General features: G+C 70.4%; 20 protein-coding genes and 1 riboswitch. Of the genes, 7 read left to right on the top strand and 13 right to left on the bottom strand.

Features of this window, described 5'->3' with window-relative positions; translation table 11 throughout:
• Positions 1 to 9: 9 nt before the first annotated feature.
• Together MOV08_RS29640 and MOV08_RS29635 are read left to right on the top strand one after the other, a co-directional pair.
• Positions 10 to 741: a rhomboid family intramembrane serine protease gene (locus MOV08_RS29640; protein WP_239010165.1), complete on the top strand. Its 732-nt coding sequence runs from the start codon at positions 10 to 12 to the stop codon at positions 739 to 741.
• Complete coding sequence (locus MOV08_RS29635) at positions 738 to 1019, top strand: Lrp/AsnC family transcriptional regulator (RefSeq protein ID WP_039637278.1); 282 nt, start codon at positions 738 to 740, stop codon at positions 1017 to 1019. The genes MOV08_RS29640 and MOV08_RS29635 overlap by 4 nt, the downstream gene beginning before the upstream one ends.
• A 433-nt stretch (positions 1020 to 1452) precedes the next feature.
• Here MOV08_RS29635 and MOV08_RS29630 read toward each other — a convergent pair whose 3' ends face one another.
• The 6 genes from MOV08_RS29630 to ctaE form a co-directional block, all read right to left on the bottom strand.
• Entirely contained in the window at positions 1453 to 2907 is a 1455-nt protein-coding gene (locus tag MOV08_RS29630) for an aminotransferase class V-fold PLP-dependent enzyme (RefSeq protein WP_275309536.1), read from the bottom strand.
• A gap of 199 nt (positions 2908 to 3106) precedes the next feature.
• Positions 3107 to 3224: riboswitch (SAM riboswitch) on the bottom strand.
• 84 nt (positions 3225 to 3308) lie between these two features.
• Positions 3309 to 4373, bottom strand: a complete 1065-nt coding sequence (gene trpD, locus MOV08_RS29625; protein ID WP_275309535.1) for an anthranilate phosphoribosyltransferase — start codon at positions 4371 to 4373, stop codon at positions 3309 to 3311.
• A gap of 141 nt (positions 4374 to 4514) precedes the next feature.
• Positions 4515 to 6152 (bottom strand): cytochrome bc1 complex cytochrome b subunit, encoded by a 1638-nt coding sequence (gene qcrB, locus MOV08_RS29620; RefSeq protein WP_039637272.1) that lies wholly within the window; start codon positions 6150 to 6152, stop codon positions 4515 to 4517.
• A complete protein-coding gene (gene qcrA, locus MOV08_RS29615; RefSeq protein WP_039637270.1) occupies positions 6149 to 7192 on the bottom strand; it encodes a cytochrome bc1 complex Rieske iron-sulfur subunit in 1044 nt (347 codons plus the stop codon). The genes qcrB and qcrA overlap by 4 nt, the downstream gene beginning before the upstream one ends.
• Complete coding sequence (gene qcrC / locus MOV08_RS29610; RefSeq protein WP_067352484.1) at positions 7189 to 7998, bottom strand: cytochrome bc1 complex diheme cytochrome c subunit; 810 nt, start codon at positions 7996 to 7998, stop codon at positions 7189 to 7191. The genes qcrA and qcrC overlap by 4 nt, the downstream gene beginning before the upstream one ends.
• 77 nt (positions 7999 to 8075) lie before the next feature.
• Entirely contained in the window at positions 8076 to 8696 is a 621-nt protein-coding gene (gene ctaE / locus MOV08_RS29605) for an aa3-type cytochrome oxidase subunit III (protein ID WP_039637266.1), read from the bottom strand.
• Positions 8697 to 8979: 283 nt separating this feature from the next.
• Here ctaE and MOV08_RS29600 point away from each other — a divergent pair, with 283 nt between their 5' ends.
• Entirely contained in the window at positions 8980 to 9402 is a 423-nt protein-coding gene (locus MOV08_RS29600; RefSeq protein ID WP_039637264.1) for a hypothetical protein, read from the top strand.
• 31 nt (positions 9403 to 9433) lie between these two features.
• On the opposite strand, the gene MOV08_RS29595 is transcribed toward MOV08_RS29600, so the two are convergent.
• From MOV08_RS29595 to ctaC, 4 genes are all read right to left on the bottom strand, one after another.
• A complete protein-coding gene (locus tag MOV08_RS29595; RefSeq protein WP_239010164.1) occupies positions 9434 to 10711 on the bottom strand; it encodes a L,D-transpeptidase in 1278 nt (425 codons plus the stop codon).
• Positions 10712 to 10841: 130 nt separating this feature from the next.
• Positions 10842 to 11240 (bottom strand): cytochrome c oxidase subunit 4, encoded by a 399-nt coding sequence (locus tag MOV08_RS29590; protein WP_018536636.1) that lies wholly within the window; start codon positions 11238 to 11240, stop codon positions 10842 to 10844.
• Positions 11237 to 12967: an aa3-type cytochrome oxidase subunit I gene (gene ctaD / locus MOV08_RS29585; RefSeq protein ID WP_039637260.1), complete on the bottom strand. Its 1731-nt coding sequence runs from the start codon at positions 12965 to 12967 to the stop codon at positions 11237 to 11239. Before ctaD ends, MOV08_RS29590 begins: the two co-directional genes overlap by 4 nt.
• A complete protein-coding gene (gene ctaC / locus MOV08_RS29580; RefSeq protein ID WP_073447803.1) occupies positions 12964 to 13926 on the bottom strand; it encodes an aa3-type cytochrome oxidase subunit II in 963 nt (320 codons plus the stop codon). Before ctaC ends, ctaD begins: the two co-directional genes overlap by 4 nt.
• A 294-nt stretch (positions 13927 to 14220) precedes the next feature.
• Here ctaC and MOV08_RS29575 point away from each other — a divergent pair, with 294 nt between their 5' ends.
• A complete protein-coding gene (locus MOV08_RS29575; RefSeq protein ID WP_275309534.1) occupies positions 14221 to 15642 on the top strand; it encodes a cysteine desulfurase/sulfurtransferase TusA family protein in 1422 nt (473 codons plus the stop codon).
• 18 nt (positions 15643 to 15660) lie between these two features.
• Here MOV08_RS29575 and MOV08_RS29570 read toward each other — a convergent pair whose 3' ends face one another.
• A complete protein-coding gene (locus tag MOV08_RS29570) occupies positions 15661 to 16635 on the bottom strand; it encodes a carbohydrate kinase family protein (protein WP_039637254.1) in 975 nt (324 codons plus the stop codon).
• 314 nt (positions 16636 to 16949) lie between these two features.
• Here MOV08_RS29570 and MOV08_RS29565 point away from each other — a divergent pair, with 314 nt between their 5' ends.
• Entirely contained in the window at positions 16950 to 18452 is a 1503-nt protein-coding gene (locus MOV08_RS29565) for a hypothetical protein (RefSeq protein WP_275309533.1), read from the top strand.
• A gap of 94 nt (positions 18453 to 18546) precedes the next feature.
• On the opposite strand, the gene erpA is transcribed toward MOV08_RS29565, so the two are convergent.
• Positions 18547 to 18900: an iron-sulfur cluster insertion protein ErpA gene (gene erpA / locus MOV08_RS29560; protein WP_039637250.1), complete on the bottom strand. Its 354-nt coding sequence runs from the start codon at positions 18898 to 18900 to the stop codon at positions 18547 to 18549.
• Positions 18901 to 19237: 337 nt separating this feature from the next.
• Here erpA and nadA point away from each other — a divergent pair, with 337 nt between their 5' ends.
• Both nadA and MOV08_RS29550 read left to right on the top strand, forming a co-directional pair.
• Positions 19238 to 20428: a quinolinate synthase NadA gene (gene nadA / locus MOV08_RS29555; protein ID WP_275309532.1), complete on the top strand. Its 1191-nt coding sequence runs from the start codon at positions 19238 to 19240 to the stop codon at positions 20426 to 20428.
• A 229-nt stretch (positions 20429 to 20657) separates the two neighbouring features.
• On the top strand, positions 20658 to 21575 hold the full coding sequence (locus MOV08_RS29550) for an MBL fold metallo-hydrolase (protein ID WP_275309531.1): 918 nt from the start codon (positions 20658 to 20660) through the stop codon (positions 21573 to 21575).
• A gap of 38 nt (positions 21576 to 21613) precedes the next feature.
• On the opposite strand, the gene MOV08_RS29545 is transcribed toward MOV08_RS29550, so the two are convergent.
• Positions 21614 to 22810 carry a carboxylate-amine ligase gene (locus MOV08_RS29545; RefSeq protein ID WP_239010163.1) on the bottom strand — a complete coding sequence of 399 codons (1197 nt, stop codon included), beginning with the start codon at positions 22808 to 22810 and terminating at the stop codon, positions 21614 to 21616.
• Between the last annotated feature and the right edge of the window lie 135 nt (positions 22811 to 22945).

The following is a 22945-nucleotide window of genomic DNA, read 5'->3' as shown; positions in this document are numbered from 1 at the left end:
GATCACTTCATGACGGCGCCGGTCCACCCCGCCCGCTCGCTGCGCGCGGTGTTCTCACGGATGACGAACGTGCTGATCGGACTGTGCTGCGCACTCTTCGTGCTCGGCCCGGACTCCGGCCTGAACCGGACATACGGCACCGGTGACGCGCTGTTCCACGCCCAGAGCAGGTACTACGAGCACTGGGGCGTGATTCCGCTCGATCTGTGGAGCGGCGCACCGCGGGCCCTGCTCACCCCGCTCACCGCACTCTTCGTCCACGCGAGCTGGCTGCACCTGCTCGGCAACATGCTGTTTCTGTACGTTTTCGGCGGGATGACCGAGGCCCGGATGGGCCGGCTCCCGTTCACCGCCTTCTACCTGGCCGTCGGCTACCTGGCGCTGCTGGGCTACGCCGCCGCACACGCCTCCTCCGACCAGACGCTGGTCGGCGCCTCCGGCTCCATCTCCGGCGTCCTGGGCGCCTTCCTCTTCCTCTTCCCCCGGGCCCGGGTCACCAGCCTGTTCCCGTTCCTGTTCTTCCTGCCGCTGCGGTTCCCGGCCTGGCTGGTGCTGCTGTTCTGGTTCTGCCTCCAGTGGCAGGCCGCCCGCCACGACCCGGCCGGCCCCGGCGTCGCCTACCTCGCCCACGTCGTCGGCTTCGCCCTCGGCTTCCTCTACGCCTGGGCCCGCTACGGGCGGGATACTGTGGGGGCCACCAGGGACAACGGACCGTCGGCCGAGGGAGAGAGCCAGCCGTGATCACGTCGATCGTGCTCATCAAGACCAGCGTGGATCAGATCCCGGAGATCGCCGAACGGATCGCCGCGCTGAGCGGCGTCAGCGAGGTCTACTCCGTCACCGGCGCGTACGACCTCATCGCGATGGTGCGGGTCGCCAACCACGACGATCTGGCCGACGTCATCCCCGGCCGCATCAGCAAGGTGCCGGGCGTCGCCTCGACGGAGACGCACATTGCGTTCCGCACGTATTCGCAGCACGACCTGGAGGCTGCCTTCTCCATCGGCCTCGACGCGTAGCGCTGCGCTTGGCTGGCTTCCCACGTTTTTGTCTTTCCCGCCGTGGGGGTTCGCGTTTTTGCGCCTGCGGCGCCGGGGCCGCCTGACGGCGGGTTGTTGCGGTGTCCGCTGCGCGGAGTTGTTGTCCGCTGCGCGGGGCTGTTGGGTGCGGTGACGGGCCTGCGGGGGTGGTGTGCAGGACTGCTGCGCTTTACGTCCTGCACACCACCCCGCAGACCCGTCACCTCCCGTGAGTGGGTGGGAAAGACAGGTGCGTGGGTGCTGATGCCGGTGGTCCGCTGACGGTCACCACTCGACAACGCACCCGCAGGGGACCACTCACGGGAACGCCCACCCACCGTCTTCATGACCACCCACGGGAGGTGACGGGTCTGCGGGGCCGAACAGCCCCGCGCAGCGGATCGGCCCCGCGCAGCGGACCGGCGCCCCGCCGTCAGGCGGGCCCGCCGACGGCCGGCACGCAACGGCCTTCCTCGACGCGGTAGTTCCAGCGGGCGCCGTCCGTGACGAGTTCCCTGACCGCGCGGAGGAAGCGGTCGATGTGCTCGTCGGGGGTGCCGGCGCCGAAGGAGACGCGGATCGCGTTCAGGGACCGTTCGCCGGGCGCGGCCTCGGCGGCGTCGGCGGCGTCGGGGGCGCCGCACTCCCCCGGTTCCTGGGGCTCGCTGCCCAGCAGGGTCCGTACCAGCGGGTGGGCGCAGAAGAGGCCGTCGCGGACGCCGATGCCGTACTCCGCGGAGAGGGCGGCGGCGAAGTGCGAGCTGTTCCAGCCCTCGACGACGAAGGAGATGACGCCGACGCGCGGGGCGTCGTCGCCGAAGAGGGAGAGGATCCGGACCTCCGGGACGTCGGCCAGGCCCGTCTGGACCCGGGCGATCAGCTCCTGTTCGCGGGCGACCAGGCCGTCGAAGCCGGCCTCGGTGAGCGCCCGGCAGGCGGAGGCGATGGCGTAGGCGCCGATCACGTTGGGCGAACCGGCCTCGTGCCGGGCGGCGGTGGTGTGCCAGTCGACGTCCACTCCGCCGTCGGCCCGCCGGGCGACCTTCCGGCTGGCGCCGCCGCCGGCCAGGTACGGCTCGGCCTCCTGGAGCCAGTCGGCGCGGCCGGCCAACACCCCGGAGCCGAACGGCGCGTAGAGCTTGTGGCCGGAGAACGCGACCCAGTCGACGTCCAGCTCCGCGATGTCCACGGGGTGGTGCGGGGCGAGTTGGGCCGCGTCCAGCACGATCCGGGCGCCGTGGGCGTGTGCGGCGGCGGCCAGTTCCCGCACCGGCCACAGTTCGCCGGTGACGTTCGAGGCTCCGGTGACGCAGACCAGCGCCGGGCCGTAGGGCTCGCGGGCGGCCAGCGCCTTCTCCAGGGTGTCCACCGCCTGCCGCGGGGTGCGCGGGGCGTTGAGGTAGGTCACCGCCAGGTCGGCGCGGCGTTCCCAGGGCAGCAGCGAGGCGTGGTGCTCGGTCTCGAAGACGAACACCCGGGTGCCCTGCGGCAGGGTGGCGGCCAGCAGGTTCAGCGAGTCGGTGGTGGACCGGGTGAAGACGACCTGGTCGCCCTCCCGTCGCCCACCACCGCCCTTGTCGGACCGGGCTTCGCCCGGGCCCCCTTCGATGCGGCAGCCCAGGAAGTCGGCGACGGTCCTGCGGGCGTTCTCGAAGAGGTCGGTGGAGAGCTGGGAGAGGTAGCCGGCGCCGCGGTGGACGCTGCCGTAGTACGGGGCGTAGCCGGCGACGTCGTCCCAGACCCGCTGGAGCGCCGGCGCGCTGGCGGCGTAGTCCAGTGCGGCGTAGACGGCTTCGCCGCCGGTCACCAGCGGGACGAGGACATCCCGGCCCAGAACCGGCAGCGGGTCACAAACGGAGCGGTCGGCGGCAGCGGTGACGACAGACATGGCGAACTCCCGTGAGAGGTAAGCGAGTTCGCTGCGGCGCGGGGGCGTCGTACGGCACGCGGAGGGTGCGGAGGATCCGCCCGGCACGGCGTCGCAGCGTGAAAGGAAAAGGAGAAAGGCGCGGTAACGGGGCCGGCGGCCCTAACGCATTCGCTTCATCACGGAAGGACTCCCTCGGGGACCAGGATCCCTGGCGAGGGATCCGCGCTTGCCGCAGACCTCGTTGCCTGCGACCTGGTCATCACCCGGGGCACCCCGCCACGGAAGGAGGGTTGCCGGACAGCGGGCCGGGGCCTACATCGCTGTCACTCGTGACCTGGGCTGAATCATGCCACACGATCATCGGGGCGCAAGCCCCGGTCCGTATTGCGGACCGGGACCCGCGTCACATCCGAGGGGTGTCAGGCGTTGCTGGCCGCCACCCAGCGGTCCAGCGTCCGCCGGGCCGCGCCGGAGTCGATCGACTCGGCGGCCTTGCGCAGGCCGTCCCGGATCCGCTCGGTGAGCGGGGCGTCGGACGGCTCCAGCGCGGCCAGCGCGGCCGCCGCGTTCAGCAGCACCGCCTCCCGCACCGGCCCGGTCTCGCCGTCCAGCAGCCGCCGGGCCACCTCCGCGTTGTACGACGCGTCCCCGCCGCGCAGCGCCTCCACCGTCACCAGGTCGATGCCGACGTCCCGCGGGTCGAAGGACTCCTCGTGGACCGCGCCGTCCCGTACGACCCACACCCGGGAGGTGGCGGTGGTGGTCAGCTCGTCCAGTCCGTCGTCGCCGCGGAAGACCAGCGCCGAGGAGCCGCGCTCGGCCAGCACCCCGGCGAGGATCGGCGCGATCCGGGCGTCCGCGACGCCGGTCGCCTGGGCCCCGACCCGGGCCGGGTTGGTCAGCGGCCCCAGCACGTTGAAGGTCGTCCGGATGCCCAGCTGGCCGCGGGCGGCCGCCACGTGTCGCAGCGCGGGGTGGAACTTGGCCGCGAAGCAGAAGGTGATCCCGGCCTCCTCCGCGACCTCCACCACCCGCCGCGGCGACAGGTCCAGATTGATGCCCAGCTTCTCCAGGACGTCCGTGGCCCCGCTGGCCGAGGACGCGGCGCGGCTGCCGTGCTTGACGACCTTGGCGCCGGTGCCGGCGACCACGATGGCCGACATGGTGGAGATGTTGACCGTGTTCGCGCCGTCCCCGCCGGTGCCGACGATGTCGACGCTGGGGCCGGGCACCTCGATCAGGCTGGCGTGCGCGTACATCGCCCGGACCAGGCCGGAGATCTCGGCGACCGTCTCGCCCTTGGCGCGCAGCGCCACCGCGAAGCCGGCGATCTGCGCGTCGGTGGCCTCGCCACGCATGATCCGGTCCATGACCCAGGCGGTGTCGTCGGCGGTGAGGTCACGGGCGTCGAGGAGGGCGTTCAGCAGGGCCGGCCAGGAGCGGTCCGCCACGCTGCCGCCGCCTGCCGGGGTCACAACGTTCATGGTCCACGCTCCTGGATCGTCTCCTGCTTGTGCCGTTCACCCTATCGACCCCCGGGCACGCCGGAGGGCCCCGTCCTCTTCGTGGACGGGGCCCTCTGGGTGGCGTACTACGAGCGGAGCGCGTGACCGCGCCCGCGGGGATCAGTGGTGGCCGTGGCCGCTGGTGATCTCCTTGTACTCCTCGACGGTCGGCTTGGGAATGACGTTGTCCTCGCCGTAGTAGCCCTTGGAGAGCTTGGCGCGCAGCTTCTGCGAGCGCGTGAACTTGCGCCGGACACCGTTCTCGTCGACCTCGGGACCGAGTTCGAGCGGCTCGGGCTGCTCGTGCTGGGTGAGGACGTGCAGCTGCTCCTGGTCGAGCGGCTCGTGGACCTCGATGAACTCACCGTGCGGCAGGCGCTTGATGATGCCGGACTCGCGCCCGTGCAGCACCTTGTCCTTGTCGCGACGCTGGAGACCCAGGCAGATCCGCTTGGTGGCGATGAAGGCCAGCACCGGCCCGACGAAGAACGCGATCCGGACGAACCAGGTGATCGAGTTGATCGACAGGTGGAAGTGGGTGGCCCACAGGTCGTTGCCGCCACCGATCAGCATCACGAAGTACGCGACGAGCCAGGCCACACCGAAGCCGGTGCGGGTGGGCACGTTGCGCGGGCGGTCCAGGATGTGGTGCTCGCGCTTGTCGCCGCGGACCCAGGACTCGATGAACGGGTAGACCGCGATGGCGACCAGGACCAGCGGGAAGACCAGGATCGGGATCAGCACACCGAAGTTGATGGTGTGGCCCCAGAAGTTCCACTCCCAGCCCGGCATGACACGCACCAGGCCCTCGGCGAAGCCCATGTACCAGTCCGGCTGCGCACCGGTGGACACCTGGTCCGGCCGGTACGGGCCGATGGCCCACACGGGGTTGATGCTGGCGACCGCGGCGATCACCGAGATCACACCGAAGACCAGGAAGAAGAAGCCTCCGGCCTTGGCCATGTAGACCGGCAGCAGCGGCATGCCGACCACGTTGTTGTTGGTCTTGCCGGCACCCGGGAACTGCGTGTGCTTGTGGTAGAAGACCAGGATCAGGTGCGCCACCAGCAGGCCGAGCATGATGCCCGGCAGCAGCAGCACGTGGACCGTGAAGAACCGCGGGATGATGTCGTGCCCGGGGAACTCGCCGCCGAAGATGAACATCTGCAGGTACGAGCCGACCAGCGGCATCGCCAGGATGACGCCCTCGATGAAGCGGACACCGGTGCCGGACAGCAGGTCGTCGGGGAGCGAGTAACCGGTGAAGCCGGTGAACATGCCCAGGACGAACAGCAGGAATCCGAACAGCCAGTTGACCTCACGCGGCTTGCGGAACGCACCGGTGAAGAACACCCGCATCATGTGGACCATCATCGCGGCCAGGAAGACCAGCGCCGCCCAGTGGTGGATCTGCCGGATCAGCAGACCACCGCGCACGTCGAAGCTGATGTTCAGCGTCGACTCGAACGCCTGGGTCATCTTGATCCCGTGCATCGGCACGTAGGACCCGTGGTAGGTGACCTCGGCCATGCTCGGGTGGAAGAACAGCGTCAGGTAGACACCGGTCAGGATGATGATGATGAAGCTGTAGAGCGCGACCTCGCCCAGCATGAAGGACCAGTGGTCCGGGAAGATCTTGCGCATGTTGGCCTTGGCCAGGCTGTAGATGCCCAGCCGGCCGTCGGCCCAGTCGGCGATCCGCTCACCCCGTGGCGCCTGGCCACGGCGCTCAGTGGTCGCGGTTGTCTCGTTACTCATCCGCGCTCCCAGAAGCTCGGGCCGACGGGCTCCGCGAAGTCGCTTACGGCTTCGAGGAAGCCGTCCTTCACCGTGATGTGCAGCTGCGGCAGGGCGTGACCGGCCGGACCGAAGATGACCCGACCGCCGTCGGAAAGGTCGAAGGTCGACTGGTGGCACGGGCAGAGCACGTGGTGCGTCTGCTGCTCGTACAGGCTGATCGGGCAACCCACGTGGGTGCAGATCTTCGAGTACGCCACGATGCCCTCGTGCGACCAGGCGAGTTCCTGCTTGTCCTTGATGTTCTGCGGCTGGATCCGCACGAGCATCAGGGCGTCCTTCGCGATCTTGTTGGCGAAGTCCTCGTCGCTCTCCTCCAGGCCCTCGGGCTTGGCGAAGGTGAGGGAGCCGACCGCGATGTCCTCGGGACGCAGCGGGAGGTTCGTCGACTGGTTGACCAGGCGGATGCCCTTCTTCCAGCCGGTGGTCCGCAGCTTCTTCTCGGGCAGCGGGCCGAGGTCGCGCAGCAGCACGACGCCGGAGAGCGGCACCAGGGCCAGCGCACCGAACATCGTGTTGCGGATCAGCTTCCGCCGGCCGAACTGCGACTCCTTGGCGCCCTGGGCGAAGTCCGCCAGGACCTTGGCCTTGACGTCGGGCGTGGCCTCGATCGGGTGCCGCTCGTCGGCGACCTCCTCGTCCGACATCAGCGTGCGGGCCCAGTGGACCGCGCCCGCGCCGATGCAGAAGAGCGCCACGCCCAGCGTCAGACCGAGCGCGAAGTTCAGCCCGCTGACGTGACCGAGCGGGAAGATGTAGACGATCTTGTCGATCGGGATGGCCACGTACGACGCGATGAACGCGACGGTGGCGAGCATGGACACCAGGAAGAGCATGGCGACGGTGCGCTCGGAGCGCTTGGCGGCCCGCTCGTCGATGTCCTGAACGCGGTGCTCGTGGGCCGGCAGCCCGGGGTCGGCGAAGGGGTTGTCCGCCTTCCCCACCGCGCCCTCGTGAGCCACGTCCCGCTCACTGGGAAGGTTTTCTTCTGTCTCACTCATGACTTCTTGGCCTTCGTAGTCCGGGCTGCGACCCAGATGGCGACCGCGACACACGCACCCAGGCCGAAGATGTAGCCGAAGAGACCTTCGGTCACCGGGCCCAGACCACCGAGTTCCATACCGCCGGGGCTCGCGGTCTTGTCGCCGTTGACGGCGCCGAGGTACGCGACGATGTCCTTCTTGTTCTGCGGGCTCAGCGAGCCGTCACCGAAGGAGGGCATGTTCTGCGGGCCGGTCTGCATGGCCTCGTAGATGTGCTTGGGGTCCACGCCCTCGAGCGTCGGTGCGAACTTGCCGTTGGTGAGGGCGCCGCCCTTACCGGTGAAGTTGTGGCACTGGGCGCAGTTGGTGCGGAACAGCTCGCCACCCTTGGCGACGTCGGCACCCTCGGCGCTGTACTGCGACTTGTCGGGCACGGACGGGCCCGGGCCCAGCGACGCGACGTAGGCCGCGAGCTGGTCGATCTGGGCGTTGCTGTAGATGTTCCGCTTCCGCGGCACCTGGGCGCCGGGCTGCTGGGCCGGCATACGGCCGGTGCCCACCTGGAAGTCGACGGCGGCGGCGCCCACGCCGACCAGGCTCGGGCCGTCGGAGGTGCCCTGACCGCCGGTGCCGTGGCAGCTTGCGCAGCCTACGGCGAAGAGCTTCTTGCCCTCCTTGATGGCAAGAGACTGGGCGGTGTCATCGGCTTGAGCCTTGTCCGCCGGCGCGAACGCGGCGTACAGCCCCCCAGTGACCGCCAGCGCGAAGAGTAGGACGACGAGCGCCGCCAGCGGATGGCGCCGTCGTGCGGAGAGCTTTTTCACGGATTACCCCGGTGTCAGGATCTTCTGCGTCGATGCTTTGGATGTGTCTGTCCGATATGCGAGTCCGGTCGGACCTCTTACCGGATCAGGTAGATCGTGGCGAAGAGGCCGATCCAGACGACATCGACGAAGTGCCAGTAGTAGGACACGACGATGGCCGCGGTGGCCTGCGTGTGGGTGAACCTCTTGGCCGCGTACGTCCTGCCCAGGACCAACAGGAAGGCGATCAGACCGCCCGTCACGTGCAGTCCGTGGAAACCGGTGGTCAGGTAGAACACCGAGCCGTACGGGCCGGACGAGAGCGAGAGGCCCTCGTGCTTGACCAGCTCCGTGTACTCGAAGACCTGACCGCCGATGAAGATGGCACCCATGAAGAAGGTGACCGCGAACCACGCGCGCAGCTTCTTGACGTCGCCGCGCTCGGCTGCGAAAACGCCGAGCTGACACGTCAGGGAGCTGAGCACCAGGATCGTGGTGTTGGTCGCGGAGAACGGAAGATTCAGCGCATCGGCGGATTCCTTCCAATACGCCTCGCCCGTCACCGACCGGAGGGTGAAGTACATCGCGAAGAGGGCCGCGAAGAACATCAGCTCGGAACTCAGCCAGATGATGGTTCCGACGCTGGTGAGGTTCGGTCGATTGACCGACGGGTGCGCGTGCCCGGTTTCTACTGTCGTTGCTGTCGCCACGACCGACATTATGTCGGTCGCTTATCCCGCCCTCACTCCGGGGGGTGCCGTTCGGTGTGTCAAGGCCATATGGCCTGCTCGTTCGAGCGGTCGCGGCGGTCGCCCGAAGGGGGGAAGCGCGCGCCGGGGAACACCCCACGGCCCCTGGGAAAGCCGGTCCTGACGGGCCGTCGACCGCATCCGGGGGCCGTACGGCCTCTCCTGCCGAGGGCCCGTCCGGGAGTAGCATCGCGCAACGGTTTGATCGGGAACCGTGCCGCTATGAAGGTGCCGCGACACAGGTGGAGGAACGATGCAGGCGACTGCCACGGTGCTGGTCTACAGCGACAACGCCAACACCCGCGAGCAGGTCCGGCTGGCGGCGGGGCGGCGTCCGGCCCCCGACGCCCCGCGGATCGAGATCCTGGAGTGCGCCACCGCCCCGGCCGTCCTGGAGGCCCTGGGCCAGGGCGGTATCGACGTCTGCGTGCTGGACGGCGAGACCGCGCCGGCGGGCGGCATGGGTGTCTGCCGACAGATCAAGGACGAGGTCTTCCAGTGCCCGCCGGTGCTGCTGCTGATCGGGCGTCCGCAGGACGCCTGGCTGGCCACCTGGAGCCGCGCGGACGCCGCGGTGACCCATCCCCTCGACCCGGTGGCGTTCGCCGACGCACTGGCCGGGCTGCTGCGCCGACGGCGGCTCGCCCAGGTCACCCAGGACACCGTGCCGGCCTGAGCGAGGCCCTCAAGGGGGCGCTGAGCGCCCCTCAGACCTGCGGGCGCAGCCGGGCGTCGGCGGCGGGATTCTGCCCCCGCTCGGCCGCGCCTGTGGTCGTGGGGGCCGTGTTCTTGAGCGCGCTGCCGGCGCGCCATTCCTTCCAGGGCATGTTCCAGTCGCCGAAGCCGTTGTCGAACGGCGTCATGGTGGCGCCGCCGCTGTTGACGACCTTGACGATGTCGCCGACCCGCACGGTGTTGAAGAACCACTGGGCGTTGCCGGTGGACATGCCGGTGCAGCCGTGGCTGACGTTGGCGGCCCCCTGGGAGCCGACCGACCAGGGCGCGGCGTGCACGTACTCGCCGCTCCAGGTGACCCGGGTGGCCCAGTGGACCGGCAGGTCGTAGGCGTCGGAACTGCCGGAGGCGATGCCCACGGTGGAGCTGCGCATCCGGACGAAGCTCTCCTTGCCGAGCACGACCTTGACGCCGTTGCGGGTGGAGAAGCCGGGCTTTCCGGTGGTGACCGGGATGGTGTTGATGGCCTTGCCGTTGCGGAGCACGGTCATCTGGTGCGCGGCGGCGTCGGTGACGGCCTCCAGCCGGTCGCCGGTGGTGAGCCGGATCGGCTTGGCCGGGCCGCCGTAGAGCCCGCCGGCGATCTTCAGGCCGTCGAGGTTGCTGTGGACGGCGACGGTGGCGTGGGCGGGCCAGTACTCCTTGGGGCGGAAGTGCAGTTTCTTGCCGTCGACCCAGTGCCAGGAACCCTCCACGCGGGGCGAGGAGTCGACCTTCAGGGCGCTCTCGACGATGGCCCGGGCCTTGGGGTCGGTGACGGGCTTGCTGAGTTCGGCGGTGATCGGCTGGCCGACGCCGTACTGGCCGCTCTCCGGGCCGAACTTGACGGTCAGCCGGTCGTCCGCGTCCTTGGTGTTGACCACCAGGGTCTTGCGGCCCGGCGTGCCGTCCTCCTCCTCGGTGCTGACCTGCACCGTGTAGCGCGTGCCGGCGGCCAGCGGCGCGGTGGTGCGCCAGCGCCGGCCGTCGGCGCTGAGTTCGCCGTGGACGTAGCGGCCGGTCGCGTCGGTGGCGGTCACATCCGTGATCCGGGAATCGTCGCCGTTGAGGGAGACCTCAAGCGGCTTGTCGGGGTCCGCCTTGTGTCGGCCGTCCGCCGGGATGTTCGTCGATATCTGGTCGGACGCGTCGTAGGGATTGGCCGAGAGCGGTTCCGACGACGAGCCCCCGCACGCGGCGGTGCTCACCGCGAGGGGCACGAGCAGGAGGCCGCAGCTCAGCACCGTCCGGGTTCGAGGTCTGTGGCTCATGCCCCAAACGTACGAAGTATCCCGTTCGGCGGCGCGTTGGATGACTGCAAACGGGTCAGGCCCGGACACCTGTTGGGGTGTCCGGGCCCGTCCGTACGGCGTGTCCGCCGCGTTGCTCGCGTGAAGCGTGCTACTGGGTGCGGTTCTCGCCGTGGTAGTACTCGAAGACCCAGCCGAAGAGACCCACGAGGATCACCGGCAGGGAGAAGTACAGCAGCCAGAAACCGAAGACGACACCCAGGAAGGCGAGTGCGCCACCGATCGCCAGGGAGAGCGGCTGCCAGCTGTGCGGGCTGAAGAAGCCCAGCTCACCGGCGTCGTCCGCGACCTCGGCGTCCTCGTTGTCCTGCGCGCCCGCGTCGACCCGCCGGGCCGTGAAGGCCAGGTAGTAGCCGACCATGATGCACAGGCCGAAGGCCAGGAAGAGCGCCGTGGTACCGGCCGGCTCCTTCGACCACACGCCGTAGACGACCGCCATGGCGAGGATGAAGACGCTCAGCCAGATGAACATCTTGCCCTGGATCTTCACTTGCCCGCCTCCTTGCCGCCGGCCAGCGCCTTGTCACCCTCGTGACCGTTGTGCAGCGCGTCCAGCGCCGCGATCTCGGGGTGGTGCAGATCGAACGCCGGGGATTCGGAGCGAATGCGCGGCAGGGTGAGGAAGTTGTGCCGCGGCGGCGGGCAGGACGTCGCCCACTCCAGCGAACGGCCGTAGCCCCACGGGTCGTCCACGCCGACCTTCTTGCCGTACTTGGCGGTCTTCCAGACGTTGTAGAGGAACGGCAGGATCGACATGCCCAGCAGGAACGAGCTGATCGTGGAGATGGTGTTCAGCGTGGTGAAGCCGTCGGCGGCGAGGTAGTCCGCGTAGCGGCGGGGCATGCCCTCGGCGCCCAGCCAGTGCTGGACCAGGAACGTGCCGTGGAAGCCCACGAACAGCGTCCAGAAGGTGATCTTGCCGAGCCGCTCGTCGAGCATCTTGCCGGTGAACTTCGGCCACCAGAAGTGGAATCCGGCGAACATCGCGAAGACGACCGTGCCGAAGACCACGTAGTGGAAGTGGGCCACCACGAAGTACGAGTCGGAGATGTGGAAGTCCATCGGCGGCGACGCCAGGATGACGCCGGTCAGACCACCGAAGGTGAAGGTGATCAGGAAGCCGATCGCCCAGAGCATCGGCGTCTCGAAGGACAGCGAGCCCTTCCACATCGTGCCGATCCAGTTGAAGAACTTCACACCGGTCGGAACGGCGATCAGGAACGTCATGAAGGAGAAGAACGGCAACAGCACGCCGCCCGTCACATACATGTGGTGCGCCCACACCGTCACCGAAAGACCGGCAATGGAAACCGTCGCGGCGATCAGACCGATGTAACCGAACATCGGCTTCCGCGAGAAGACCGGAATGACCTCGGAAATGATGCCGAAGAACGGCAGGGCGATGATGTACACCTCTGGATGGCCGAAGAACCAGAAGAGGTGTTGCCAGAGCAATGCGCCGCCATTGGCGGCGTCGAAGACATGGGCACCGAATTTACGGTCCGCCTCCAGGGCGAACAGCGCGGCGGCCAGCACCGGGAAGGCGAGCAGGACCAGCACACCGGTCAGCAGCACGTTCCAGGTGAAGATCGGCATCCGGAACATCGTCATGCCCGGGGCGCGCATGCAGATGATGGTGGTGATGAAGTTGACCGAACCGAGGATCGTGCCGAAGCCGGAGAAGGCCAGACCCATGATCCACATGTCCGCGCCGACGCCCGGCGAACGCACCGCGTCCGAGAGCGGCGAGTAGGCGAACCAACCGAAGTCCGCCGCGCCCTGCGGGGTGAGGAAGCCGGCGACCGCGATCAGCGAGCCGAAGAGGTAGAGCCAGTAGGCGAACATGTTCAGCCGCGGGAACGCCACGTCGGGCGCGCCGATCTGCAGCGGCATGATCCAGTTCGCGAAACCGGCGAACAACGGCGTCGCGAACATCAGCAGCATGATCGTGCCGTGCATCGTGAACGCCTGGTTGAACTGCTCGTTCGACATGATCTGCGTACCCGGACGGGCCAGCTCGGCGCGCATGAGGAGCGCCATCAGGCCGCCGATGCAGAAGAACGCGAACGACGTGACCAGGTACATCGTGCCGATGGTCTTGTGGTCGGTGGTCGTGAGCCACTTGACGGCAGCGATACCGGGTTGCTTCTTGCGTACGGGTGGTGCTGCCGGAGCCGATTCGGCGGCGGCACCCTGAGGTTCGTTGAGGATGCTCACTGGTTCTTGGTCTCCGCATTCCTGGCGTGGTCAGTCTGCTTGATACCCGCCGGCAGGTATCCGGTCTGACCCTTCGCCGCCAGGTCCTTCAGGTGCTGCCGGTACTTGGCAGGCGAGACGACCTTGACGTTGAAGAGCATCCGGGAGTGGTCGACGCCGCAGAGCTCGGCGCACTTGCCCATGAAGGTGCCCTCCTTGTTGGGGGTCACCTCGAAGACGTTGGTGTGGCCCGGGATGACGTCCTGCTTCATCAGGAACGGCACCACCCAGAAGGAGTGGATGACATCCCGCGAGGTCAGCACGAACTGGACCGTCTCGCCCTTCGGCAGCCAGAGCGTCGGGCCCGGGTTGCCGGTCTGCGGGTTGCGCGTGGCCGGCGTGCCGTAGTCGTAGACGCCGTCCGCACCCTGGGGCGCGGACTTCTTCCACTTGTCCGGGATCGCGGCGAGCTCCGGAGAATTGATGTTCGTGGTCGCGGGGTTGCCGTCCACGTTCTCCAGGTAGTTGAACGCCCAGCTCCACTGGAAGCCCACGACGTTGATGACGTGGTCCGGCTTCTTGGACGTCTTGAGGAGCGCGCTCTCATCACGTGCGGTGAAGTAGAAGAGCACCGCGATGATGATGAACGGGACAATGGTGTACAACGCCTCGATCGGCATGTTGTACCGCGTCTGAGCGGGGACCTCCACCTTGGTCCTGCTACGACGGTGGAAGATCACGCTCCAGATGATCAGGCCCCAGACCAGCACGCCCGTTGCGAGGGCGGCGGCCCAGGAGCCCTGCCAAAGAGAGAGGATCCGCGGCGCCTCGTCGGTGACGGGCGTTGGCATGCCGAGGCGGGGGAAGTCCTTTGATGTGCAACCAGTCGCGGTCGCCAGGACCAGGCCCGCAGCAAGCACCTGCGGCAGCTTCCGCCGCATCGGGCGCCGCGACGAGCGGTCGGAGCCGTTGGGACTCACGTAGCGCCTTCCCGAGAGTCTCGCCCGAGCGGTCGGCTGCGGCCTTACTCGCTGGTCGGTCGCCGCCCTGCTTCGGGCAGGGGTTTGGATGTTTATGCGGACCAAACCCTACTGGACGCTATTTGGGGTCGCGCGGGGAGGGTGCCCAACGCGCCGCGTCGCACCCCTAAGGGGTGGCCGAGCCCTTCCGGGACGGGCCTGGCGGGCCCCGATCGCCCGTCTCCGCCGGGCATCTGACGGCCCGCCCGGCGACCCGTCCGGCGGCCCGGCGGCCGGTGCTCTACCGTCTCGTACGTGCCCTACTTCGACGCCGCCTCCGCCGCTCCGCTGCATCCCGTCGCCCGGGAGGCCCTGCTCGCCGCGTTGGACGAGGGGTGGGCCGACCCGGCGCGTCTGTACCGCGAGGGGCGGCGGGCCCGGTTGCTGCTGGACGCGGCGCGGGAGGCCGCCGCCGATGCGGTGGGGTGCCGTCCGGACGAGCTGACGTTCACCCCTTCGGGGACGCATGCGGTGCATTCGGGCATGTTCGGCGTCCTGGCCGCCCGCCGGCGGGTCGGTCGGCGGCTGGTGCACTCCGCCGTCGAGCACTCCTCGGTGCTGCACGCCGCCGAGGTGCACGCCGCGGCCGGCGGCACGGTGACGGAGGTTCCGGTGGACCGGACGGGCCGGGTGGCGCAGGCCGCGGTGGCCGACGCGCTCGGCGGTGGCACCGCGCTGGTCTGCCTGCAGTCCGCCAACCACGAGGTGGGCACCGAGCAGCCGGTGCAGGAGGTGGCCGCCCACTGTCGGGAGGCCGGGGTGCCGCTGCTGGTGGACGCGGCGCAGTCGGTGCCGTGGGGGCCGGTGCCCGGTGCCTGGTCCGTGCTGACGGCGAGCGCGCACAAGTGGGGCGGGCCGCCCGGGGTGGGGCTGCTGGTGGTCCGCAAGGGGACCCGGTTCGCGCCCCAGGGGCCGCTGGACGAACGGGAGTCGGGCCGCAGCCCGGGGTTCGGCAACCTTCCGGCGGTGGTGGCCGCGGCGGCGGCGCTGCGCGCCCTGCGGGCCGCCGCGCAGAGCGGGCCCGACGAGGCGGCGCGGCTGCGGGGGTTGGTGGAGCGGATCCGTGCCGGGGTGCCGGAGCTGGTGCCGGACGTGGAGGTGGTCGGCGATCCGGTGCGGCGGCTGCCGCACCTCGTCACCTTCTCCTGTCTCTATGTCGACGGGGAGGCGTTGCTGCACGAGCTGGATCGGGCCGGCTTCTCCGTCTCCTCCGGTTCGTCGTGTACGTCCAGCACGCTGACGCCGAGCCATGTGCTGCGCGCGATGGGCGTGCTGTCGGAGGGGAACGTCCGGGTCTCGCTGCCGTACGGCACGGAGGCGGCGGACGTGGAGCGGTTCCTGACGGTGCTGCCGGAGGCGGTGCGGTCGGTGCGGGAGCGGTTCGGGGTGCCGGCACAGGAGCCGGCGCGCGGGGCGGCCGGCACCGGGGAGCCGACCGCAGAGCCGGCCGCGTCCGGGCTGGTGGTGGACACGCTCGGCCGGCGCTGCCCCGTTCCGGTCATCGAGTTGGCGAAGGTGATCGGCGAGGTGCCCCTCGGCGCCACGGTGACGGTGCTCTCCGACGACGCGGCGGCGCGGCAGGACATCCCCGCCTGGTGCGCGATGCGGGAGCAGGAGTACGTGGGCGAGGAGCCCGCGGAGCGCGGCGCCGCGTACGTGGTGCGGCGCCGCGTCTGAGGCAGGGCCCGGCGGGGTTCAGAGCAGGTGCTGCTGGACCTCGGCGGCGGCCTCGTGGCCGTACGCCTTGGTGAAGCGGTCCATGAAGTGGCTGCGGTGCAGCTCGTACTCCTGGGTGCCGACGGTCTCGATGACCAGGGTGGCCAGCATGCAGCCGACCTGGGCGGCGCGCTCCAGGCCGACGCCCCAGGCCAGGCCGGACAGGAAGCCGGCCCGGAAGGCGTCGCCGACGCCGGTCGGGTCGGCCTTGACCTTCTCCTCGGGGACGCCGACCTCGATGTCCGGCTGGCCCACCCGCTCGATGCGGACGCCGTTGGAGCCGAGGGTGGTGACGCGGGTGCCGACCTTGGCGAGGATCTCCTCGGCGGTCCAGCCGGTCTTGGTCTCGATCAGCCCCGCCTCGTACTCGTTGTTGAAGAGGTAGGTGGCGCCCTCCATGAGGGTGCGGATGTTCTCGCCGTCCATCCGGGCGATCTGCTGCGAGAAGTCGGCGGCGAACGGGATCCCGCGGGTGCGGCACTCCTCGGTGTGCCGGATCATCGCCTCCGGGTCGTCCGCGCCGATCAGCACGAGGTCCAGGCCGCCGACCCGGTCGGCCACGGCCTGGAGCTCGATCAGCCGGGCCTCGCTCATGGCGCCGGTGTAGAAGGAGCCGATCTGGTTGTGGTCGGCGTCGGTGGTGCAGACGAAGCGGGCGGTGTGCAGGACCTCGGAGATGCGCACCGAGCGGGTGTCCACACCGTGCCGGTCGAGCCAGGCGCGGTACTCCTCGAAGTCGTTGCCGGCGGCGCCGACCAGGACCGGCCGGATGCCGAGCTGGCCCATGCCGAAGCAGATGTTGGGGGCGACCCCGCCGCGGCGGACGTCGAGCTGGTCGACCAGGAAGGAGAGGGAGACGGTATGCAGCTGATCGGCGACCAACTGGTCGGCGAAGCGGCCGGGGAAGGTCATCAGGTGATCGGTGGCGATGGAGCCGGAGACTGCGATACGCACGGCGGGTCTGCTCCTGCGGAGGGCGTGGGGTAGGCGGACGGAGGGCAACGCTACCGGGCGGGGGTCCCGGCATCTGCTCATTCCTGGACACTCGACACAGCGCGAAAACACCTCATAATAGGGCGTTTCGCTCGCCGGGCGGGTGTCGATCTCCCGCCGGGCACCCCGGGCTGTGAGGGCGATCACAGCCGGCGCGGGGCGGCGGGCAAGGGGGCCGGCCTGCGGGGAACCGCCCGCGCCCCCGCTCCGTCCCATCGACGTCCACCCTGCCGGGTGGCACGTCAGACGACCGGCGGAGCTGAAGGAGCGAAGCGGTGAGCACCGAGGACACCCCTCAGAACCAGGACACCCCCCAGTCCCCCCGCCCCACCCGGCGCGGGCGGCGCACCCCCCTGGTGATCGCGTCGGTGGCCGGCGCGGTGCTGGTGGCCGGGGGCGGGGCGGCGTACTGGGCCTCGTCCGCGTCCGGCGGCACCGGGCAGGCGGGCCCGACCAAGGGCGACCCCCCGCCGTTGGCACTGGACTCCGCGTCGATCGCGGTCGGCGAGCCGAGTCCGCACCAGGACCGGTACCACGTGGTGGGCACGCTGCCCGAGGGCCCGCGGTCGGCGCCCGTGTACCGGCCCGCGGGCGAAGTCGACCGGTCCGCCGTGGAACGGCTGGCGAAGGCGCTGGACGTGTCCGGAACCGTGCGGTCGGACGGCGCATGGTGGACGGTGGGCACGCCGGGGCCGGACGGCCGGGGCACCACGCTGCGGGTCGCCAGGACCGGCGCGGGGAACTGGGTCTTCAGCCGGTACGGCGGCGGGGACGGCACCAAGTGCCCGCTGATCGACGACCGGCCCGGCTGCCCCTCCTACCGCGGCGGCGCGGACGGCGGGGACGGCGGGAGCGGGAACGCCGGCAGCGGCCCGGCGTCCGAGGCGAAGGCCCGGCAGGCGGTCCGGCCGGTGCTGGCGGCGCTCGGCCAGCCGGACGCCCGGCTCGACGCGCACCAGACGTACGCCGCGGTGCGGGTGGTGACCGCCGATCCGGTGATCGGTGGGCTGCCGACGTACGGCTGGCAGAGCCGGCTCCAGGTCGGTTCGGACGGTCAACTGATAGGCGGCAGCGGCGAGTTGGCCAATCCGGTCAAGGGCGCGAGCTACCCCGTCCGGGACGCCCGCACGACCCTGAACGCGCTGGGCGGCGACGGTCGGACGATGCGACCGCTGGCCCACTGCCCGTCCGCGCCCACGTTCCAGCAGAAGGGCGACAAGGCACCCGGGGGCGGCGGGATCGCCCCGTGCGAGCCGGCGCCGACCGGCAGCCGGCCGGTGTCCGAGGTGACCGGCGCGGTCTTCGGACTCGCCACGCGGTACTCGCACGGCGGGCAGGTGCTGGTGCCGTCCTGGCTCTACACGGTGCGCGTACCGGGCGCCGCGGGCACGGCGGGCAGCACCTCGACGATCGCCGGGACCGCGGTGGACCCGAAGTTCCTGCGCGGCAGCCGGCCGCCCGCGCCGAAGCCGTCCACGCCCGGGACGACGGCGATGACGCTGTCCGGCTACGAGGTGGCCGACGGCGGCCGGAAGCTGACCGTCCACTTCTGGGGCGGGGTGTGCAGCACCTACGAGGTCGGCGCGCAGGAGTCGGACGACACGGTCCGGGTCTCGGTCACCGCCAAGGACGAGCACCCCGGACAGATCTGCGTGAAGATCGCCAAGGACTTCAGCAAGACGGTGACGCTGGAGAAGCCGCTGGACGGCCGGAAGGTCGTGGACGGCTCGTCCGGCAGGACCGTGGCGCCGCGCCAGGACGCCGCGCAAGGACAGTGAAGCCAGGACAGTCAGGACGGTGAAGACGCCGAAGGCGGCGCTCCCGGCCGGGAGCGCCGCCTTCGCCCGTCGTGACCCGTGGGTCTGGACCGGGTCAGCTGAAGGAGTCGCCGCAGGCGCAGGAGCCCGTGGCGTTCGGGTTGTCGATCGTGAAGCCCTGCTTCTCGATCGTGTCGACGAAGTCGATCGAGGCGCCGCCCAGGTAGGGAGCGCTCATCCGGTCGGTGACGACCTTGACGCCGTCGAACTCCTTGACGACATCGCCGTCGAGCGCGCGCTCGTCGAAGAAGAGCTGGTAACGCAGACCGGAGCAGCCGCCGGGCTGGACCGCCACCCGCAGCGCGAGGTCTTCCCGGCCTTCCTGCTCCAGCAGGCTCTTGACCTTCGACGCGGCCGCGTCGGACAGGATGATGCCGTCGCTGACGGTGGTCTCGTCCTGAACGCTCATCTACATCTCTCCCGGGTTGTACGGACCGCTTGCCATCGGTTGCGAACAGCTGTAACCGGCGGCGCCCCGGATTAATTCCGGCTGCCCGTGAGCTGTCCTTCTCTTTCTTCATGCTCGCACACCGGCCGCGGAACGCCGCCGGCCGTCGGCGCACACGGGCGCCCACGGGGCCGCGGGGCTGATGCGTCACATCGACACTATGGCCATCGTCAAAGTGACGTGAACCAGCTATGATAGATAGCGTCAAATAGACGAAAAGGCGGTGCCGCAGCGCATCCCGCCGTCCCCGCAGAGATCGTCCGCAAGGACATTCCGCAGAGAAGAGAGGGTGCGTGTCGTGACCACCGCCCAGCCCCTGGACGTCCAGCCGACCCCGCTGGCGCTGCTCCTCCTCGGCCGCGAGGCCGACCCGAAGAGCGAGCGCGGCGTGGAGTGCCCCGGTGACCTGCCGGCGCCCTCCGACCCGGACCTGGTCGAGCGCGCCCGCGCCGCCAAGGCCAAGCTGGGCGAGAAGGTCTTCGTCCTCGGGCACCACTACCAGCGCGACGAGGTCATCGAGTTCGCGGACGTCACCGGTGACTCCTTCAAGCTCGCGCGGGACGCCGCGGCCCGGCCGGACGCCGAGTACATCGTCTTCTGCGGTGTGCACTTCATGGCCGAGTCGGCCGACATCCTCACCGGCGACGACCAGCAGGTGATCCTCCCCGACCTGGCCGCAGGCTGCTCGATGGCCGACATGGCCACCGCCGAGCAGGTCGCCGAGTGCTGGGACGTGCTCACCGAGGCGGGCGTCGCCGATCAGGTGGTGCCGGTCTCGTACATGAACTCCTCGGCGGACATCAAGGCGTTCACCGGGCGGCACGGCGGCACGATCTGCACCTCCTCCAACGCCCAGCGGGCGCTGGAGTGGGCCTTCGAGCAGGTGGACCCCGCGACCGGCAAGGTGCTGTTCCTCCCCGACCAGCACCTGGGCCGGAACACCGCCGTGCGGGACCTGGGCATGTCCCTGGACGACTGCGTGGTCTACAACCCGCACAAGCCGAACGGCGGACTGACCGCCGAGGAGCTGCGGGCGGCGAAGATGATCCTGTGGCGCGGCCACTGCTCGGTGCACGGCCGCTTCAGCCTGGACTCGGTGAACGACGTGCGCGAGCGCATCCCGGGCGTGAACGTCCTGGTCCACCCCGAGTGCAAGCACGAGGTCGTGGCCGCGGCGGACCACGTCGGCTCGACCGAGTACATCATCAAGGCCCTGGAGGCCGCGCCGGCCGGCTCGAAGTGGGCCATCGGCACCGAGCTGAACCTCGTCCGCCGCCTGGCCAACCGCTTCGCGGCCGAGGACAAGGAGATCGTCTTCCTCGACAAGACGGTCTGCTTCTGCTCGACGATGAACCGCATCGACCTGCCGCACCTGGTGTGGGCGCTGGAGTCGCTGGCGGACGGCAAGGTCGTCAACCGCATCCAGGTCGACGAGGAGACCGAGCACTTCGCCAAGCTGGCGCTGGAGCGGATGCTGGCGCTGCCGTAGCGCGTCCGGGCGGGGCGGGCCCCTCCACGGGGCCGGCCCTGCCGGATGGCCGAGATTGTCATGGCTATGACATTCCGCTGCCGCCCGAACGGTCCGCCGTGAGAGACGCTGTGACCAGCAGGGACAAGACCCGGTACCCCTTCCGCTTTCCGGGCGCCCCGGGGGAACCTCGTGAGCGGGGGAACCAACAGGCCCGACAGGGCACAGGGGTCAAGGAGGCGGACGGACCGTGCACACCACAGAGGACGACCGATCGGCACTCTCGGGAGACGGCGGCGCGGGCGACTGGTACGTGGACGACCGCTGCACCAACTGCGATGTGGCGCGGCAGCTCGCACCGGAGCTGATCGGGGAGGTCGGCGGCCGGTCCGAGGTCGTCCGGCAGCCGCGCGGGGCGGCGGAGGAGCGGCGGATGCACGCGGTGGCGTTCGCCTGTCCGACGCGTTCGGTGCGGTGGACCGGGGGCCGGGTGGCGGCGGAGCTGGACCCGTTCCCGTTGCGGCTCGACGAGGCGGTGGACCTGTGCGGGCACAACTCGCCGCACACCGCGGGGGCCAACGCGTATCTGCTGCGGCGGCCGGGCGGGACGCAGATGATGATCGACACCCCGCGGTTCAGCGAGGGGCTGGCCGCGCGTTACGAGGCGGCCGGGGCGGTCACCGACGTGCTGCTCACGCACCGGGACCACGCCGCGCACGGCCGCCGCTACGCCGACCGGTTCGGGGCCCGGCTGTGGATCCACGAAGGGGACCTGGAGGCGGCGCCGGACGCCGACGAGGTGCTGCGGGGCACCGACCCCATGGAGATCGCCGAGGGCGTGGTGGTCCATCCGCTGCCCGGCCACACCCGGGGCAGCGTGCTCTACGTCGCGGACGAGCGGTACTGCTTCAGCGGCGACAGCTTCTACTGGTCGCGGACCACCGGCGACATCGAGGTGGCGGAGAGCGTCACGTGGTACTCCATCACCGAGCTGGCCGCCTCGCTGGACCGGGCGGTGGCGGGGCTGCGCTTCGCGTGGCTGCTGCCCGGGCACGGCGACCGTCGGCGGCTGCCGGAGGAGGAAATGGCGCGGCGGATGCGGGAGTTGGCCGACCGCACCCGGTCGCTGCGCCCGCAGCCGGTGGACTTCACCGCGCTGCGGTGGTGAGCGGGCGGGCCGTCACCACCGCGCCGGCACCGGGCCGTTCAGGGGCGGTCGGGCGCGGCGTCCGCCGCCAGGTCCAGGCTCAGCCGGTCGACGACGTCCCGTAGGTCGCCGCGCCGGCGGTAGGCGGCGCGCTGCCGCTCGGCGCCGCCGCCGCTGCGGTGCAGGCGCTGCCACATCTGCCGGACGAAGGGCAGCTCGCCGGCCTCCTCCAGGGCCGGCGCGGCCCGGCCGATGAGGTCGACGGCCAGTTCCGCGGCGGGCCGCAGGCGGCCGGTGGCGAGGTCCAGGCCGGAGCCGGAGACGCCGTCGCGGGCGGCGCGCCAGTGCGCGGCCCGCAGCAGCGCGTCGTGGATGTCGGGGGCCGGTCTGCCCCGGCGGACGTCGACCAGCAGGACGCTGGCCAGGGCGCGGGTCAGACCGGCCAGGAGCACGACGGTGTCCAGGTCCGCGTTGACGTCGGGGACGCGGACCTCCACCGTGGGCCAGCGTTCGGAGGGGCGGGCGTGCCAGTAGACCAGTTTCCGGTCGAGCAGCATGCCGGAGGCGACGAGCGTGTCCACCAGGGTGTCGTACGCCGCGGCGTCCTGGAACAGCGGTGTCGGGCCGGAGTGCGGCCATCGACCGAAATGGAGCGTGCGCCAGCCGGCGAATCCGCTCTCCCGGCCGTCCTGGAACGGCGAGTTGGCGGCGAGCGCCTGCAGTGTCGGCAGCCAGGGCCGTAAGTGGTTGCAGAGCTGTACGGCCTCCTCGCGGTCGGCCACTGCTACATGGACATGACAGGCGCACACGCCGGTGTTCCGGTCGCCGACGACAAGGGGGGCGTAGTAGTCCGCCATGTGCCGGTAGCGCGCGTTGTCGGCGATCTCCGGCGGGTCGGGGAACGGGATCACCGGCGTGCCGGACGCCACCACCAGGCAGTCGGCCTCGGCGGCGGCGGCCACCAGGACCGCGCGCAGCGCGCGGAGCTGCTGCCGGAGGTCGTCGAGGGTGCTGACGGGCGGGGTGCGGGTCTCCACCGTGGTGGTGAAGAGCTCGGCGCCGATGTACTCGCCGAAGGACTTGCGGGCGCGCGCGATGACGTCGGGCGCCCGCGCGACCGTGGCGCGCGTGGCGCGGTCGGCGAGGAAGAACTCCTCCTCGACACCGAGCGTCGGCAGGGGTCCGGAGGGAGGACGCCCGCGCCCTCCGTCGGGACGGGGCGTCGGGACTCTCTTGCCTTCCGGCTCTAACAGCACGATGCGACAACCTTCCGGCCTGGGCGGTCAACTCGCCGATACTGCGCGCCTGATGATAAGCGGGCCCACCGGTCGCACGGTGGTGCGCGACGGCGCCTCGGGGGCCGCAGCAGCGCCTTCCGGCCACCCCACCCG

The sequence above is a fragment of the Streptomyces yunnanensis genome (assembly GCF_029011865.1).
In the GTDB taxonomy this organism is placed as follows: domain Bacteria; phylum Actinomycetota; class Actinomycetes; order Streptomycetales; family Streptomycetaceae; genus Streptomyces; species Streptomyces yunnanensis.
This window is presented reverse-complemented; position numbering and strand designations above follow the sequence as displayed.